Here is a 17,284-nt window from a genome sequence, read left to right as displayed (position 1 = left end):
ACATTAATGTTTGCTGACATTCCGCCATCGCGAGCAGGCTCGCTCCCACAGGTTTTTCAATTTGCCTGACAGCTATCAGGCGTTCCCGGCCAGCTTCATCCGCGCAGCCTGAGTGAAGTCGAGCATCCGCTTCAACGGGCGAATCGCCTGAGGGATCAACGCCGGATCGACAAAGATCTCGTTCGCCCCTTCTTTCAAGGCCTTCAGCGTGCGCTCAAGCGTATTCATCGCCATCCACGGGCAGTGCGCGCAACTGCGGCACGCCGCGCCGTTACCCGCTGTTGGCGCCTCGATGAACACCTTGTCCGGGCACAACTGCTGCATCTTGTAGAAGATGCCACGGTCGGTGGCAACGATAAGCGTCTTGTTCGGCAGGCTCTGCGCCGCTGCGATCAACTGACTGGTGGAACCGACAGCGTCCGCCAGCTCGATCACCGACGTCGGTGATTCCGGGTGCACCAGAATCGCCGCGTCCGGATACAGCGCTTTCATGTCTTCGAGCTGCTTGGACTTGAACTCTTCATGAACGATGCAGGCCCCGTCCCACAGCAACATGTCCGCACCGGTCTGGCGCTGAATGTAGGTGCCCAGGTGCTTGTCCGGACCCCAGATGATCGTTTCGCCGTTATCCATCAGGCTTTCAACGATCTCCAGCGCACAACTTGAGGTCACAACCCAGTCCGCCCGGGCCTTGACCGCTGCCGAGGTGTTGGCATACACCACCACGGTACGTTCCGGGTGCTGATCGCAGAACGCCGAGAACTCGTCCACCGGGCAACCCAGGTCCAGCGAACAGGTCGCTTCCAGGGTCGGCATCAGCACACGTTTTTCAGGGTTGAGGATTTTGGCGGTTTCGCCCATGAATTTCACACCGGCGACCACAACGGTCTTGGCCGGGTGAGCATTGCCGAAACGGGCCATCTCCAGCGAGTCGGAGACACAGCCACCGGTTTCTTCAGCCAGGGCTTGAATAACCGGATCACAATAGAAGTGTGCAACCAGCACCGCGTCCTGAGCCTTGAGCTCGGCAGCAATGGCAGCGCGATAATAGGCCTCTTCCTCGACCGTCAGCGGCTTGGGCTGCTTGGCGTCGAGGTGGGCTTGAACCAGAAGGCGTTCGGAAATCTGCGTCATGTTCGCAAGACCTGCAAGCGCTTACGCGCGAAAGTCGAGTATACACCCGGCTCCGGACCCTTCAGGGGTACCGCCGGGAAAGTGAGTATTCATCAGGCATGGACAGCGTTGAAGCTGCGCAAGGCTACAGAATATCCCCTGGAGACAAAAGACCATTTCAAGCTGATTCCGATACACAACGCCTTGCCGGTCATGATTCTTGAAGCGAGAAATCTGCCAGTACTAACAGATTGAGTGGTGGCGGACGATTAAAAACCCGGCCACCACCGCTTTTCGGTGCACGAATCAAAATAACTTGATGGTGATCCAGCCGTTATCCTTGAATTGAGCATCTAGCACTTTGACATCCCCATCCATGGGCAGTTTTTTGCAAATCACGTTTGCGGGGAAATCCCTTTGCTTTTCAAGCGGCACATACTTCTGTCCCGAAAACGCTTTGATCGAAGCGTCAAAATAGTCAACTTTCAACGATGAATCGCCTTGTGAACGGCTCTTCAAAGTATCGGCAACTGTTTCCATTCGTTCAAGAACAGCACGACATCCGTTAGCAACCAAAGGAAAGTTGTACTGATAGGAGAATAGTGGCACCGCCATCATCGAAACCGAGTAAGGCAGCTTGGCAGACAAATCACTGTCTTGAATAACGATCGACATCGGATCGTCTGAGGCCGCCTTATATTCTTCAACCGATTTGAACTGCAAACCACGGAAATACGTGTACTCCAGTTCACTGAAGTTGAACCCATAAGCCTTGAACGTAAGATATAAAATAATCGAGGCGACAGCAAAACAAGCAAGCCTCGCACCGTTGATCGCATGACACCTTAGAAAATCAAGAAAAATAATTATTGCCACCCCAGCCACAAGACTGGTGGAGTAATCAATATAATTCTTGTACGACAGCATAACCCCAGAGACAACGTGCACATTACAAACAAGGAACAACGAAAGAGCAATAAAAAACTGGCTATATAGGTGCCAAGTGTCTTTTATCGCGTATCGACGGGAAAGAGCAATCTGAACCAAGAAAAAACCAAGCGCTACAAGGCCGGAAACTGGCAACATCGGCACATGGCTTTTTATATAACCATCCGACATCGCGGAAATAAATGGATCTTTTGACAAAAACAGAAAATCAAAAAACATAAAACCGAAAGACATAGCCAAATAAGACGCCACGCAGGCGATACCTATTCGCAAATAGCTCAGGCTCTTATTAAAGAACCATGAATGCAGCAAGATAGAACCACAGACGAGGAAGTACGCATAAGATACCCCCACATAGAAATATAACAACGGCAACAACACAAACAAACAAAGCAAGCGCCCGGTTTTTAAAAAAGCCGAAACCGCCAACACAACAAAAAAATATGACAACTGTGGCTCCGGCGTTCTCAACGCCGATTGGTAATATTCCCAGCCGTAACCGAATACACCATAATCCCTGGTCAGATGCGCTATAAGCGGATTACCGAAATTAAAAATAATAGGAGAAAACAAAACTATCGCTGCGTATATCAATGCCCGCCCATAGTTGACATTCAACCGACGAAGAATAAATACAAGCAAGAAAAATGTGGCTGGCGTCAAGAGACAATCAAACAGAATATTGATTTCTCCCCCACTCAACCCCAAATTTTGTAGGGTATAAACGATCGCCCCGGATGCCCAATACCCAGGCACTGTCAAAGAACCCAATGCGCCTTGATAGCTTAGATAAGTCTCCTCATCCCAGGCGTTTACATAGATGAAATTGACAGATTCAAAGTAGGCGTAAATCATGGGAAAGGCGTAAGACAAATATGCCAGCACCACAAAAACTATCTTCAGAGCCAAACTGGCCGAAATTCTTTCAGATACCTGCTTTAGCACCGCAAAAAACATAATGTCTAAATCTCTGTTATGAAAACGAACTTCAATATGCCTGTTCCGGAGATATTAACCTCACGCACCATAGGCACGGATGCCACGAATGGCACCCTGTTCGCCATTGAATCTCACTGCAACTCTTCACAAAACACGTAGATTAACTAATAGCCCGCGCCAAGACGTCCACGACTTTATCTTGCTGCTCTGGTGCCAAGCCGACCCAAAGAGGTAGTCGCAATAAAGACTCTGAAAGTGCATCCGTATTGTCCATGGAACCATGAACTCGTCCGTAGCGCAGGCCGCCTGGTGACGAATGAAGAGGAACATAATGGAATACTGCGGATATATCGTTTTGCTTCAACGCTTCCAGGACAGCCTGTCGATCAACACCTGGCGCCAGCAACACGTAGTACATATGCGCATTGTGCTGACAGTCTTCCGGCACAATTGGACGACGCAACAAGCCCTTTTGCTCCAAAGGAGCAAGGGCAGCATGATAGTAGTCCCAGACTGCCAATCGTCGATCGGTGATACTTTTGGCCTCTTCCAGTTGAGCCCAAAGAAATGCGGCAATCAACTCTCCTGGCAAAAATGAAGAACCTACTTCCTGCCAGGTATATTTATCTACCAGCCCACGAAAGAAGCGACTGCGATCAGTGCCTTTCTCACGAATAATTTCAGCGCGCAACGAAAGCTGAGGTTCGTTAACTAAAAGCGCACCGCCCTCACCCGAAATCACATTCTTTGTTTCGTGAAAGCTGAATGCACCGAGATCACCAATACTCCCAAGTGCACGCCCCTTATAGCTGGACATTACACCCTGGGCAGCATCCTCCACTACTTTGAGACCATGCTTACGAGCAATATGCATGATCGTATCCATCTCACAGGACACGCCCGCATAATGAACAGGAACAATAGCTTTGGTCCGGGGAGTAATGGCTGCTTCAATCAGCTTCTCATCCAGATTCAATGTATCTTTACGAATATCCACAAATACAGGGATCGCACCGCGCAGTACAAAGGCATTGGCGGTTGAAACGAACGTATAGGACGGCAAGATCACTTCATCGCCAGGCTGTATATCCAGCAACAATGCAGCCATTTCAAGTGCGGCGGTGCACGAATGAGTGAGGAGCGCAGTATTACAGCCCGTGCTTTGTTCAATCCATTGATGACAACGCTTGGTGAAGGAGCCATCACCCGCCAGCATATTCCCAAACTTGGCTTCTGCGATGTAGTACAGCTCTTTACCCGTCATGTATGGACGATTGAAGAGTATTTTTTCAGTGCTCATGCCTGCTCCGACTGGGTAAGTTTTGGCCTTGGCTCATTAGGTTTTCGGAGTTTCAATGAAAACCACGGTGAGAAAAAGTTGAAACCCTATTGCCTGGACGGCAGAAGGAGAGCCCCGATCCGGGCTTTCATCTCTTTATGTCTCTGCCAATTCCACTTTGTCACAGTATGTCAGATGAGCCTGTCATTCTGAACATCCATGTCGAAAATGGCGCCTGCCATGGCCCTTACGAAGTCACACGCCTACGAAAGCCATACACCTCTGCTCCGTCCGCGCCGTGCACTTTCTTCCAGGCAAAAAAAAATCCGGAAATCCTCACTTTCGTGGGCCTTCCAGACTTTTAAAACTGCTATAAAAATGGTGGGTCGTGTGGGATTCGAACCTACGACCAATTGGTTAAAAGCCAACTGCTCTACCAACTGAGCTAACGACCCGCTGTGTGGTGGCGCGTATAATACTGATTTTTAAGGACTATTCAACACCTAATTTGAAATAAATCAAAAATAAGGTGTTGGATCGCTGATTCCGGCGGCTGCGAAGCCTTCCGCACGCAGTCGGCAGCTGTCGCATTTGCCGCACGCGTAGCCTTTATCGTCCGCCTGATAGCAGGAAACCGTCAGACCGTAATCGACGCCCAGCTTCACGCCCGCCTGGACAATCTGCGCCTTGCTCAGGTTTTGCAGGGGCGCCTGAATGCGGAAGCCATTGCCTTCGACACCGGCCTTGGTCGCCAGATTGGCCATGCGCTCGAAGGACTCGATGAACTCAGGACGGCAATCCGGATAGCCGGAGTAATCGACAGCGTTAACGCCAATGAAGATGTCGCGCGCCCCGAGCACTTCGGCCCAGCCTAGCGCCAGGGACAGAAACACGGTGTTGCGAGCAGGCACGTAAGTCACAGGGATGCCTTCACCTGCCTCTTCCGGCACATCAATGCTGCTGTCGGTCAGTGCCGAGCCACCGATGCCGTTCAGGTTCAAACCGATGACCTTGTGCTCGACCACACCCAAGTCCCGGGCAACACGTTCAGCGGCGTGTAATTCGGCGTGAGACCGCTGACCGTAATCGAAGCTCATCGTGTAGCAGCTGTAGCCTTCAGCGCGAGCCATGGCCACGACCGTCGCCGAGTCGAGACCGCCGGACAGCAGGATGACCGCACGTTTTTCAGCAGTATTCGTTTGTTCAGTCATATCAGCGCCCCGGCTCGTCATTCCAAAGATATTTATGCAGCTGCAGTTGCAGACGTACTGGCAGGTTGTCCGCCACCACCCAGTCAGCCAGATCCCGAGCATTCAGGTCATGGTGGCTTGGCGAGAACAGCACTTCACCGGCTCGGCGATCCAGACCGTACTGAATCAGCTTCGACACGGCCCAGTCGTAGTCTTCCCGCGAGCAGATGACAAACTTCACCTGGTCGTTGGGGGTGAGCAGCTCGATGTTCTCATAGCGGTTGCGATGCGCTTCCTTCGAACCCGGGGTTTTCAGGTCGACAACGCGACTCACGCGTGAATCTACCGCCGAGATATCAAGTGCACCACTGGTTTCCAGTGACACTTCGTAACCGGCGTCGCACAACTGCTTGAGCAATGGGATGGCATTGGGTTGCGCCAGCGGCTCTCCGCCGGTGACACACACATAACGCGGGCGGAAACCGGCCACTTGCTCGAGGATGTCGTCGAGCGTTCGGACAGTACCGCCAGTGAACGCATAGGCGCTGTCGCAGTATTGGCAACGCAATGGGCAACCGGTCAGGCGCACAAATACTGTGGGCAGCCCGGCAGTCCGCGTTTCCCCCTGCAACGAGTAGAAAACTTCGGTGATTCTCAATGTGTCTTGCATAGTCGCCACGGGCGTAACAGCTAAACAGGCTGTCCGCCTCCGTCAGCACTTCAAGGAACCTCGCCAACGCGCAGGCCCCAAAAAGCGTATTTCATAAAAAGGGCGTGAATTCTAACGAAAAAACCCGCGACAAGCGCGGGTTTCTTCGAAATGGGTCAAGCAGGCTTACATGCGTTGCAGATCACGTTGGGCCAGCTGAGCGGCGGAAGTGCCCGGATATTGGGACACGACCTGTTGCAGAATGCCTTTTACCTTGTCGGGATGACCGAGGCGGCGTTCTACATCAGCCAGCTTGTACAGCGAATCAGGCACTTTGTTGTGCTTTGGGTACAGCTGCGAAACCTTGGCAAATGCCTGACCTGCACCTTGCAGATCGCCTTTGGCCAGGTTTACTTCGCCCAACCAGTACTGGGCATTGCCCGCGTATTGGCTGTTCGGGTATTTGCGCAGGAAAGCGGAGAAAGCCTGACTGGCTTTGTCGAAATCCTTGGCCTTGATCAAGTCGAAGGCTGCATCGTAATACAGTTTTTCCTTCGCTGGATCCGCCGGTTCGCTACCCGCGGCAGGAGCCTGAGCGGCTGCCGCCCCTGCACCCGCTGCTGCGCCGGGGGCATTCAGATCGCCACCGGTAGAAGAATTCTCAGGAGTCGCGGCTGGTGCAACGCCGGTTCCTATGCGCCGATCAAGATCCTGGTATCGCTCCAGGTTTTCCTGCTTCATGCGCGCTACATCATTTTGCAGAACTTCAATCACACCTTGTTGGCGCGAGATCTGCTCCTGCATCGATTGCAGTTGGTTGAACAGCTCGCCCTGTGCCGAGACAGGGGCCGAAACCCCTCCCCCGGCATAGGCGCCGTTCGTACCGTAACCCGCAGGCGGATAACTACTCCCGCTATTGTTATAGCCGGAGTCATTATCGACCACAGGAACCGCAGCCCACACCGCAAGCGGTGCGAGGCTGAGAGCCAAAACAGTTACAGCACGACGGCACGTTCGCATGACGAATTACTTACGCAGTTCGACGCGACGGTTTTGAGCCCAGGACTGCTCGTCGTTGCCGGTAGCAACTGGACGCTCTTCGCCGTAGGAAACCAGTTCCAGCTGAGCTGGGGAAACACCTTGCAGTACCAGGTAGCGTTGAACGGCTTTCGCACGACGCTCGCCCAGTGCCAGGTTGTACTCACGAGTACCACGTTCGTCGGTGTTGCCTTCCAGAACAACGCGAGCGCCGTTTGCTTTCAGGTCTTTGGCGTGAACGTCCAGAGCGCGCATGGCTTCTGGCTTCAGGTCCGAGCTATCGTATTCGAAGTAGAAGGTGGTGATTGCGCGCAGAGCAGCTTCTTCGCTCAGGGAGCCATCAACGGCACCAGTGTTAGCGCCGTAACCAGCGTTTGGATCAACAGCGCCTTCACCGGCGTTGTCGCCGCCTTTGGACGAGCAACCTACAGCTACAGCCATGGCCAGAGCCAGCGCAGCAAATTTACCAAACTTCAGCATTTCCATCGTGAAACTCCTAATGAACCCCAGTGTGTTAAGTACAACGTGTAGCGCCGCGTCAGTTCAGGTAAGGGGACCAGGAAGGTTCTCTGACTTCGCCTTGTGCGGTAGGAAGCGGGAGCCTTACGCGTCCATTAATGGACACGAGCATCAAGACTCCCCGGCCCTGCTGGCGGGTGGCGTAGATTACCATGGTGCCGTTGGGCGCAACAGTAGGCGACTCGTCCAGAGTGCTATCAGTGAGGATTTTTACGCTTCCGCGCTGCAAATCCTGGGCCGCCACCTTGAAATTAGTGAAGCCATCCTGGCGGTGAATCATCACCAGGGTCTTTTCATCAGCCGAAAGCTTCGGATTGGCGTTGTAGTTGCCGATGAAAGTCACACGCTCCGCACCACCGCCACTGGCGCTGGTTTTGTAGATTTGTGGCTTGCCGCCACGGTCGGAGGTGAAGTAAAGGGTATTACCATCCTTGCCCCAGAACGGTTCGGTGTTGATGCCAGGACCGTTGGTAACACGGGTCAGCTGACGCGAACCCAGGTTCATCACATAGATATCCGGGTTACCGTCTTTCGACAGAACCAACGCCAGGCGATTGCCATCCGGCGACCAGGCTGGCGCGCCATTCAGGCCTTCGAAGTTGGTGATCTGCTCACGGCGACCGGTATCGATGTTCTGCATGAAGATGCGCGGACGCTTCTGCTCGAACGACACATAAGCGATGCGCTTGCCATCCGGTGCAAAACGCGGCGACAGGATCGGCTCGCGCGATTGCAGCAGGGTCACGGCGCGGGCACCGTCATAGTCAGAACGTTGCAGCGTGTAGCGCGTGTTCTTCTCGGAGAAACGCTCTGCAGTCACGTACAGCAGACGTGTCGAGAACGCACCTTTGATACCGGTGAGTTTTTCGAACGACTGGTCCGCGATGTAGTGCGACATGTCACGCAGTTGATCAACGCTGCCCGACACGCTGCCGGTCAGCACTTGCTGTTCGGTGGCGACGTTGAACAGAGCGTATTGAACCTGCAGGCGACCGCCCGCCGGAGCAATGCTGCCGACCATGACGTACTGGGCGCCGAGCGCCTTGAAGTCACGGAAGATGATTTCGCTGGCCTGGCTCGGCTGGCTGATCATGTTCTGCTTTGGAATCGGCGAGTAGTAACCCGAGTTGCGCAGGTCGTTACCGATGATTTCGGCCATGTCGTCCGGCAACACGCTGCCGCCCTGGTTGCCAAACGGTACGACGGCGATCGGAGTAGCCCGATCGCTGCCGCTGGTGACCAGAATGTTTTTTTCATCTGCCGTCGCAATCCCTGCCAGGCAGCAGATCACGACAAGCATTCCTCGAAGAAGGTTTCTCACAAGGCTAGATCCTCAGGTGTGAATGTCATCTTGAATGAACGATACGGAGCGAAATCACTCGGCTTCATTCCCTGCATTTCTGTCAAACGTCCAATATTCTTGACCGCAGCAACTGCCGACGCGTCAAACGGACCGTCACCACTGGACTTGGACACGCTGACCGAAGTCACCGTACCGTCCGGCAACATGCCGATTTGCAACACGACCGTCATGCCTTTGCGTGCCGAAGGTGGACGAGCCCAGCCTTCCGCTGCACGAGCACGAATCAGGTCATCGAAACTGCCGGCGACTTCGTCACCCTGCTCATCCGCCAAGGCCTGCTGACGCTGAGGCGTGTCGGAAAGCAAATCTGCCAGGGCCTGAGCCTTTTTCTCTTCGGCGGATTTACGTGCCGCTTCCTGCGATTTCTTTTTCGCAGCATCGGCAGCAGCTTTCTTCTTCGCATCTTCGGCGACTTTCTTCTTCGCCTCTTCAGCTTCAGATTTCTTCTTGGCGTCTTCCGCGGCTTTCTTCTTCGCGTCTTCGACGATCTTCTTCTTGGCTTCTTCCGCGGCCGCTTTCTTGGCCTCTTCTTCAGCCGCTTTCTTGGCTTCTTCTTCGGACTTCTTCTTGGCTATATCAGCCAATTGTTTCTCTTCAGCCTTTTTGGCCTCGGCGGTCTTCTTCGCTTCATCGGCTTTTTTGGCTTCATCAGCCTTTTTAGCCTCTTCCGCTTTCTTGGTCTCGTCGGCCTTCTTGGATTCTTCGGCTTTTTGAGCCGCGTCTTCCTTCTTTTGTTCCGCAGCCTTGATCGCTTCCTGCTCGATCAACTTCTGCTCCATCTGCTCGACTTCGGTCTGGCGCGCGGCGGATTTCTTCGCCTCACCCGCAATCTTCTGATTGGTCTGGGTGGTCGCCTGACTTTTCGACTTCAGTTGGTACAGGGTCGCCTGGACAATCGGCTTGGCCGGCGGCAGCTCCGGTGTGAAGGCAAAACTGACGAACAGCATGCCGAAAACCAGCACGTGCAAGACAATCGCCAGGACACTAGGCCAGAAGTAGCTTTCCGAGGCGGATGGCTCTCGCATTTGCTGCATCAGGGTGCCTCGGTAATCAAGCCAACATTACCGACCCCGGCCTTCTGCAATCCGCCCATGGCACCCATGACGGAACCGTAATCGACGGTTTTGTCGCCGCGGATGAACACCTGGGTACGTTTGCCGCCTTCAGTCCCGGCGCGAATGATCTTGGTCACCGCATCAGTCATCTGAGGCAAGGTCATTGCCCTGTCCTGCTGCTTTTCAGTGTCGACTTCGCTGCCAAGGTTCCAGTAGTAGGTCTTGTCAGCCTTGATCGAAATGGTCAGGACCTGGGTGTTGTTGTCCTGCGGCAAGGCTTCGCTGGAAACCTTGGGCAGATCAACTTTCACGCCCTGATTGAGCATCGGCGCGGTCACCATGAAGATGACCAGCAGTACCAGCATCACGTCGATGTAAGGCACTACGTTCATCTCGGCAACCGGCTTGCGCTTTTTGCGAGCTCGAGCGATTAAAGCCATTGGAAATTACCTGCTTATTCTTCGCTGGTGTGCACTTTGCGGTGCAGGATCGCCTGGAATTCATCGGCGAAGGTGTAGTAACGGCCGATCAGCGTTTCGCTGCGAGCGGCAAAACGGTTGTAAGCGATAACGGCAGGGATGGCGGCGAACAGGCCGATCGCAGTTGCAATCAGTGCCTCGGCGATACCTGGAGCCACAGTGGCCAGGGTCGCTTGCTGGGCAGTTGCCAGGCCACGGAAGGAGTTCATGATGCCCCAGACCGTACCGAACAGACCGATGTAAGGGCTGACGGAACCGACAGTGGCGAGGAACGGCAGGCTCTGCTCGAGCTTTTCTTCTTCGCGGGAGATGGCGACGCGCATGGCGCGGGCCACACCTTCCATGACCGCTTCCGGGTCAACGCCTGGCTGCTGACGCAGACGGGAGAATTCCTTGAAGCCGGCACGGAAGATCTGCTCGACGCCCGAATCCGGGTCCGGGTTGCTGCCGGCCTGACGGTACAGTTTGGACAGGTCGATACCCGACCAGAAGCGCTCTTCGAAGCTCTCCAGGGCGCGTCGACCGGCGCGCAGCAAGTTGCTGCGCTGAAAGATCATGATCCATGAGGTCACCGATGCGGCTACCAGGATCAGCATTACCAGTTGCACCACGATACTGGCATTGCTGACCAGGCTCCACATGGAGGAATGGTCGACGACGTTAGCTTCCACGCTTTATCTCCTGCTTTGAGTGTGTACCCGCGCCGCTCACGTCGGCAAAGGCCGCACGTAGAGCTTCGGGAATGGCCCGGGGTTTTAAACTTTCAGTGCGCACACAGGCCACCAAAAACTGCCCTTCACAGAGCAGCGCATTATCCGTGGCTCGCCTGACCTGCTGTTTAAAGCGCAGGCTGACACGGTTCAATTCGATTACTTCAGCGCTTACCAGTAGCTCGTCGTCCAGTCGCGCCGGCGCGTGGTAACGCGCTTCGCTGGAATGCACGACAAACAACAGGTCCTCCCCTGCCAGCTGGGATTGGGCAAAGCCCAGCTCCCGGAGCCGCTCGGTTCGAGCCCGTTCCATAAACTTGAGGTAATTAACGTAATACACGATGCCGCCCGCATCGGTGTCCTCGTAATAAACGCGACAACGATGTGCGAAAGGCTCAAGCCCGTTTTGCGCGCGCATACTCTAGTGCTTACTCCTCAGGTTGCCAATCCGGCCAGGCAACTGTTTTTCATTGATCTGCGGCTTTCTCGCGAAAGTACGGTCCTGGGACAGCACAATGCCCGAAAAATAAGCGCGCAAAGATTAATTAATCGTCCACTGCATCAAGGAACTCGTCTACCACGGGCATCTCGCCCAATCGTGACGGAATGTTTAAACCAAAGTGCAGGTACGCATGCCGGGTGACCACCCGCCCCCGCGGCGTGCGCATGATGTAGCCCTGCTGGATCAGGTACGGTTCCAGCACGTCTTCAATGGTGTGCCGTTCTTCGCTGATCGCGGCGGCCAGACTGTCGACGCCCACCGGTCCACCGTCGAACTTCTCGATCATGGTCAGCAGCAGACGCCGGTCCTGGTGATCGAAGCCACGCTCGTCGACATCCAGCAGATTCAAGGCAAGATCGGCAATCGGTTTGGTGATGTGGCCCTTGGCGCGAACTTCGGCGAAATCACGCACCCGGCGCAACAGTCGGTTGGCGATCCGCGGAGTGCCACGAGCCCGGCGGGCGATTTCGAATGCGCCTTCGGGATCCAGTGGCAAGCCAAGAATGTTCGCCGAACGGCTGACAATCGTCGCCAGGTCGGCGGTGCTATAGAACTCAAGACGCTGGACGATGCCGAAGCGGTCGCGCAGCGGGTTGGTCAGCATGCCGGCGCGCGTCGTCGCCCCCACCAGCGTGAACGGCGGCAGATCCAGCTTGATCGAACGGGCAGCCGGGCCTTCGCCGATCATGATGTCGAGCTGGAAATCTTCCATGGCCGGGTACAGCACTTCTTCGACAATCGGCGACAGCCGATGGATTTCGTCGATAAACAGCACGTCGTGCGGCTCGAGGTTGGTCAGCAGCGCAGCCAGGTCACCCGGACGCTCCAGAACCGGGCCCGAGGTGCTTTTGATCGACACACCCATTTCCTGGGCGATGATGTTGGCCAGGGTGGTTTTACCCAGGCCCGGCGGGCCGAAGATCAAAGTGTGGTCCAGGGATTCGTTACGCCCACGGGCCGCCTGGATGAACAGCTCCATTTGCTCGCGAACGGTCGGCTGGCCAATGTATTCGGCCAGACTGACAGGACGAATCGCCCGATCCTGGACTTCCTCGCGGTCGCGCGGGCCCGGCGTGGCGGCTATCAGACGATCAGCTTCAATCACTTAGATCATTCCCTTCAGGGCACGGCGAATCATGTCTTCACTGCTCAAACCTTTCTCCTTGATCGCGGAAATCGCCTTGCTGGCTTCCTGCGGCTTGTAGCCCAGGGAAATCAGCGCGCTGACGGCGTCATTTTCCGCGGTGGCGACCGGCGCAATATCCGGCCCGCCTGGCTGGTTTGGCACCAGGGCAAACATCGCCGGCACAGTTTCCCACGCCTTGAAGCGATCCTTGAGTTCCACCAGCAAACGCTCGGCGGTCTTCTTGCCCACGCCCGGCACCTTGGTCAGGGCCGAGGTGTCCTGGGACTGCACGCAACGTACCAGTTCATCGACTTCCAGACTCGACATCAACGCCAGGGCCAATTTCGGCCCTACACCATTGAGACGGATCAACTCGCGAAAAAAGTCTCGCTCACGTTTGCTGGCAAAACCATAGAGTAACTGCGCGTCTTCGCGTACGACCAAATGGGTGTGCAACGTCAGCGGTTCACCGACCGACGGCAAGCGATACAGCGTGGTCATGGGCACTTCAAGCTCATACCCCAGACCGTTTACATCCAGAATCAGGTGCGGCGGCTGTTTCTCAGCCAGTGTGCCGCGCAAGCGTCCAATCACGTTTCAGATCCTTGAGCGTTGGCCAGTTCGGTGGCTGGCGACTGACAGAACAAGGGTGTTGCGCCGACAACACAGGCACAAAACCCTCATTCCGTAAAAATGACTGCTGATGCTATCAGAGACGCAGGCGCCCGCCACGACTGCGTGCCGTGCCCAGACCATGAGGCAACAGGCTGGAACGGGTGTGAGCATGGCAAATGGCAATGGCCAGGGCGTCCGAGGCATCGATTTGCGGTTTGCTGGTGAGTTTCAACATGTGCATCACCATCATTTGCACCTGCTCTTTATTCGCCGCGCCGGTCCCGGTTACTGCCTGTTTGACCTGGGTGGCCGTGTATTCGGCGATTTCCAGATTTTCTTCGGCGCCGGCAACGATTGCCGCGCCTCGGGCCTGACCGAGTTTCAGCGCGGAATCGGCGTTGCGCGCCATGAACACCTTTTCGATGCCCATGGTCACCGGGCCGTAGGTCTGGATGACTTCACGCACGCCGCGATAGACGATTTGCAAACGCTCATGCAACTCGCCGGAACCGGTACGAATACAGCCCGACGCCACGTACACGCAGCCACGCCCGGTATCGCGTACCACGCCATAGCCGGTGATGCGCGAACCGGGGTCGATACCAAGAATTAAAGTCATAACGCCTGCGGCTTAAGAGGGTGGGGCCTGCTGATGACACATTACGGGAAAGCGACCCGATCTGTAGGAGCCGGCTTGCTGGCGATGACGGCCTTAAGGCAGTGCAAGACTTGAGGGCCTCATCGCCAGCAAGCCGGCTCCTACATGATGGTGTGAGCCCTTAGCCGAGCTGTGCGGCCACCGACTCGGGGATATCCGCGTTGGAATAGACGTTCTGCACGTCATCCAGGTCTTCGAGCATGTCGATCAGCTTGAGGACTTTCTCGGCGCCTTCCAGGTCCAGTTCGGCACTGGTGGTCGGCAACATGACGATTTCCGCGTCATCACCTTTGAAACCGGCGGCTTCCAGAGCGTTACGCACGGAGTAGAAACCGGCGAACGAGGTGAACACGTCAATGGAGCCGTCTTCGTTCGTGACCACGTCATCGGCGTCGGCTTCCATCGCCGCTTCCATCAAGGCGTCTTCATCCACGCCCGGCGCGAAGGAAATCTGCCCTTTGCGCTCGAACAGATAAGCCACGGAACCGTCGGTACCCAGGTTACCGCCGCACTTGCTGAACGCATGGCGAACAGCCGCTGCGGTGCGGTTGCGGTTGTCGGTCATGCACTCGACCATCACCGCCACGCCACCCGGGCCGTAGCCTTCGTAGGTCAGCTCGACCATGTCATCGGTGTCGGCTGCACCGGCACCGCGAGCCACCGCGCGATCGATGATGTCGCGGCTCATGTTCGCGCCCAGCGCCTTGTCCAGGGCCAGTCGCAGACGCGGGTTGGAGCCCGGATCACTGCCGCCCTGACGGGCAGCAACGGTCAGTTCACGTATCCACTTGGTGAAAATCTTGCCCTTCTTGGCATCCTGACGTTCTTTGCGGTGCTTGATGTTCGCCCACTTGGAATGACCCGCCATAACTCGCTCCGAATTCTCTTTGAAACATTGCCCGCCACACACGGAGTGCCGGCCAGCAAACAAAAAATCTCGACCTGAAGAAAAGGCGCATCCCATGAGGATGCGCCTTCAGGGTCAGCCTTACTCAGCTTTTGGCGTTTCGCGCAGACGAATGTGCAGTTCGCGCAATGCCTTGGCATCGACCACACCCGGTGCTTGCGTCATCACGTCGGCAGCACTCTGGGTTTTCGGGAAGGCGATCACTTCACGGATCGACTGGGCGCCGGTCATCAGCATCACCAGACGATCCAGACCGAAGGCCAGACCACCGTGCGGCGGCGCGCCGTATTTCAGGGCATCGAGCAGGAAGCCGAATTTCTCTTCCTGTTCCGCTTCATTGATACCCAGCAGGCGGAATACCGTCTGTTGCATTTCCTTGCGGTGGATACGGATCGAACCGCCACCCAGCTCGGTGCCGTTCAGAACCATGTCGTAGGCACGGGACAGGGCGGTCGCCGGGTTGGCTTCCAGCTCTTCCGGGGTGCATTTCGGCGCGGTGAACGGGTGGTGCAAGGCAGTGAAGCTGCCGTCGTCGTTTTCTTCGAACATCGGGAAGTCGACGACCCACATTGGCGCCCACTTGCAGGTCAGCAGGTCCAGGTCGTTACCGACCTTGATCCGCAGTGCACCCAAGGCTTCGCTGACGATCTTGGCTTTGTCGGCACCGAAGAACACGATGTCGCCATCCACTGCGCCAACGCGATCGAGGATCACGTTGAGGTTGGCTTCAGGGATGTTCTTGACGATTGGCGACTGCAGGCCTTCAACGCCTTTGGCGCGCTCGTTGACCTTGATGTACGCCAGGCCCTTGGCACCGTAGATGCCGACGAACTTGGTGTAGTCGTCGATCTGCTTGCGCGGCATGCTCGCTGCGCCAGGAACACGCAGGGCAGCGATACGGCATTTCGGATCGTTGGCCGGGCCACTGAAGACCTTGAAGTCGACTTCTTTCAGTTGATCGGCAACGTCCACCAGTTCCAGCGGGTTACGCAGGTCCGGCTTGTCGGAACCGTAACGACGCATGGCTTCTTCGAAGGTCATGTGCGGGAATTCACCGAATTCCAGATCCAGCACTTCCTTGAACAGGTTGCGGATCATGCCTTCGGTGAGGCCCATGATGTCTTTTTCATCGAGGAAGCTGGTTTCGATGTCGATCTGGGTGAATTCAGGCTGACGGTCGGCACGCAGGTCTTCGTCGCGGAAGCACTTGGCGATCTGGTAGTAACGGTCGAAGCCGGCCACCATCAGCAGCTGCTTGAACAGCTGTGGCGATTGCGGCAAGGCGAAGAACGAGCCAGCGTGAGTACGGCTCGGCACCAGGTAGTCACGTGCGCCTTCAGGGGTGGCACGGGTCAGGATCGGCGTCTCGACGTCGAGGAAACCGTTCTCGTCGAGGTAACGACGGATGCTGGTGGTCATGCGCGAACGCAGACGCAGCTTCTCGGCCATTTCCGGGCGACGCAGGTCAAGGAAGCGATAGCGCAGACGGGTTTCTTCGCCCACTTCGGAATATTCGTTGAGCGGGAACGGCGGGGTTTCCGATTCGTTCAGTACTTCCAGCTCGTAGCCCAGCACTTCGATCATGCCCGACGCCATGTTGGCGTTGCCGGCACCGGCCGGACGCAGGCGGACCTTGCCGGTCACTTTAACCACGTATTCGCTGCGCACGCGGTCGGCGGCGGCGAAGGTTTCAGCGCGGTCCGGGTCGAACACCACCTGGGCCAGACCGTCACGATCACGGATATCGAGGAAAATCACCCCACCGTGGTCACGGCGACGGTGAACCCATCCGCAAAGGGTAATTTCCTGGCCTTCCAGGCTTTCGTTCAGTTGGCCGCAATAATGGCTGCGCATCATGGTAGTGGTTTCACTTCTCGTAATTCGAAATTCGGTTAGAGGCCTTGCACACGGGATGGTGCAAGAGCTCGCACGTGTCGTTCAACTCAGGTTCCAGACCCTAGTCGGCTTTATCGCCGCCGGCCAGGTTCTTCTTGGAACCGGTCTTGAAATCGGTTTCGTACCAGCCGGTGCCGCTAAGGCGGAAGCCCGGCATGGACAGCATCTTCTTGAGCTCTGGCGCCTGGCAGGCAGGGCAGTCGACCAGCGGTGCTGCGCTGATCTTTTGAATGGCTTCCAACTGATGACCACAGGAAGCACATTGATAGTCGTACATCGGCATGGGGGTTGTCTCGGC

The 17,284-nt window shown here is 55.9% G+C and carries 18 protein-coding genes and 1 tRNA gene; all 19 read right to left on the bottom strand.

Annotation, left to right across the window (positions count from 1 at the left end):
• Positions 1-75: 75 nt before the first annotated feature.
• Positions 76-1,134: a quinolinate synthase NadA gene (gene nadA / locus KGB27_RS21540; RefSeq protein WP_008027802.1), complete on the bottom strand. Its 1,059-nt coding sequence runs from the start codon at positions 1,132-1,134 to the stop codon at positions 76-78.
• A gap of 285 nt (positions 1,135-1,419) precedes the next feature.
• Entirely contained in the window at positions 1,420-3,018 is a 1,599-nt protein-coding gene (locus KGB27_RS21535; RefSeq protein WP_223556256.1) for a hypothetical protein, read from the bottom strand.
• Between the two features lie 142 nt (positions 3,019-3,160).
• Positions 3,161-4,300 (bottom strand): dTDP-4-amino-4,6-dideoxygalactose transaminase, encoded by a 1,140-nt coding sequence (rffA, locus tag KGB27_RS21530; protein ID WP_008038669.1) that lies wholly within the window; start codon positions 4,298-4,300, stop codon positions 3,161-3,163.
• 358 nt (positions 4,301-4,658) lie between these two features.
• A tRNA-Lys gene (locus KGB27_RS21525) sits at positions 4,659-4,734 on the bottom strand.
• A gap of 63 nt (positions 4,735-4,797) precedes the next feature.
• Entirely contained in the window at positions 4,798-5,490 is a 693-nt protein-coding gene (gene queC / locus KGB27_RS21520; RefSeq protein WP_008038671.1) for a 7-cyano-7-deazaguanine synthase QueC, read from the bottom strand.
• Position 5,491: 1 nt separating this feature from the next.
• A complete protein-coding gene (gene queE, locus KGB27_RS21515; RefSeq protein ID WP_192229105.1) occupies positions 5,492-6,139 on the bottom strand; it encodes a 7-carboxy-7-deazaguanine synthase QueE in 648 nt (215 codons plus the stop codon).
• Positions 6,140-6,304: 165 nt separating this feature from the next.
• Positions 6,305-7,138 (bottom strand): tol-pal system protein YbgF, encoded by an 834-nt coding sequence (gene ybgF, locus KGB27_RS21510; RefSeq protein WP_008038675.1) that lies wholly within the window; start codon positions 7,136-7,138, stop codon positions 6,305-6,307.
• Positions 7,139-7,144: 6 nt separating this feature from the next.
• A complete protein-coding gene (gene pal, locus KGB27_RS21505) occupies positions 7,145-7,642 on the bottom strand; it encodes a peptidoglycan-associated lipoprotein Pal (protein WP_008027793.1) in 498 nt (165 codons plus the stop codon).
• A gap of 52 nt (positions 7,643-7,694) precedes the next feature.
• Positions 7,695-8,996, bottom strand: coding sequence for a Tol-Pal system beta propeller repeat protein TolB (gene tolB, locus KGB27_RS21500; protein ID WP_032832453.1), 1,302 nt, complete (start codon positions 8,994-8,996; stop codon positions 7,695-7,697).
• Positions 8,993-10,072 carry a cell envelope integrity protein TolA gene (gene tolA / locus KGB27_RS21495; RefSeq protein WP_008038679.1) on the bottom strand — a complete coding sequence of 360 codons (1,080 nt, stop codon included), beginning with the start codon at positions 10,070-10,072 and terminating at the stop codon, positions 8,993-8,995. Before tolA ends, tolB begins: the two co-directional genes overlap by 4 nt.
• Positions 10,072-10,524: a protein TolR gene (gene tolR / locus KGB27_RS21490; RefSeq protein WP_161806672.1), complete on the bottom strand. Its 453-nt coding sequence runs from the start codon at positions 10,522-10,524 to the stop codon at positions 10,072-10,074. Before tolR ends, tolA begins: the two co-directional genes overlap by 1 nt.
• Before the next feature lie 23 nt (positions 10,525-10,547).
• On the bottom strand, positions 10,548-11,243 hold the full coding sequence (tolQ, locus tag KGB27_RS21485; RefSeq protein ID WP_008027789.1) for a protein TolQ: 696 nt from the start codon (positions 11,241-11,243) through the stop codon (positions 10,548-10,550).
• Positions 11,233-11,700 carry a tol-pal system-associated acyl-CoA thioesterase gene (gene ybgC, locus KGB27_RS21480; protein ID WP_008027788.1) on the bottom strand — a complete coding sequence of 156 codons (468 nt, stop codon included), beginning with the start codon at positions 11,698-11,700 and terminating at the stop codon, positions 11,233-11,235. Before ybgC ends, tolQ begins: the two co-directional genes overlap by 11 nt.
• Positions 11,701-11,827: 127 nt before the next feature.
• The gene (gene ruvB / locus KGB27_RS21475; RefSeq protein ID WP_008027785.1) at positions 11,828-12,889 is read right to left on the bottom strand and encodes a Holliday junction branch migration DNA helicase RuvB; all 1,062 of its coding nucleotides are present in this window, start codon (positions 12,887-12,889) and stop codon (positions 11,828-11,830) included.
• Positions 12,890-13,504 carry a Holliday junction branch migration protein RuvA gene (ruvA, locus tag KGB27_RS21470; RefSeq protein WP_008027783.1) on the bottom strand — a complete coding sequence of 205 codons (615 nt, stop codon included), beginning with the start codon at positions 13,502-13,504 and terminating at the stop codon, positions 12,890-12,892.
• Positions 13,505-13,619: 115 nt separating this feature from the next.
• Complete coding sequence (gene ruvC / locus KGB27_RS21465; protein ID WP_019693260.1) at positions 13,620-14,144, bottom strand: crossover junction endodeoxyribonuclease RuvC; 525 nt, start codon at positions 14,142-14,144, stop codon at positions 13,620-13,622.
• Between the two features lie 160 nt (positions 14,145-14,304).
• The gene (locus KGB27_RS21460; protein WP_008043322.1) at positions 14,305-15,051 is read right to left on the bottom strand and encodes a YebC/PmpR family DNA-binding transcriptional regulator; all 747 of its coding nucleotides are present in this window, start codon (positions 15,049-15,051) and stop codon (positions 14,305-14,307) included.
• 120 nt (positions 15,052-15,171) lie between these two features.
• Complete coding sequence (aspS, locus tag KGB27_RS21455; protein ID WP_008029229.1) at positions 15,172-16,947, bottom strand: aspartate--tRNA ligase; 1,776 nt, start codon at positions 16,945-16,947, stop codon at positions 15,172-15,174.
• Between the two features lie 100 nt (positions 16,948-17,047).
• Positions 17,048-17,269, bottom strand: a complete 222-nt coding sequence (locus KGB27_RS21450; RefSeq protein ID WP_010457489.1) for an FmdB family zinc ribbon protein — start codon at positions 17,267-17,269, stop codon at positions 17,048-17,050.
• Positions 17,270-17,284: the final 15 nt, after the last annotated feature.

It is taken from the genome of Pseudomonas sp. BF-R-01 (assembly GCF_019946615.1).
GTDB classification, from domain to species: Bacteria; Pseudomonadota; Gammaproteobacteria; order Pseudomonadales; family Pseudomonadaceae; genus Aquipseudomonas; species Aquipseudomonas migulae.
This window is presented reverse-complemented; position numbering and strand designations above follow the sequence as displayed.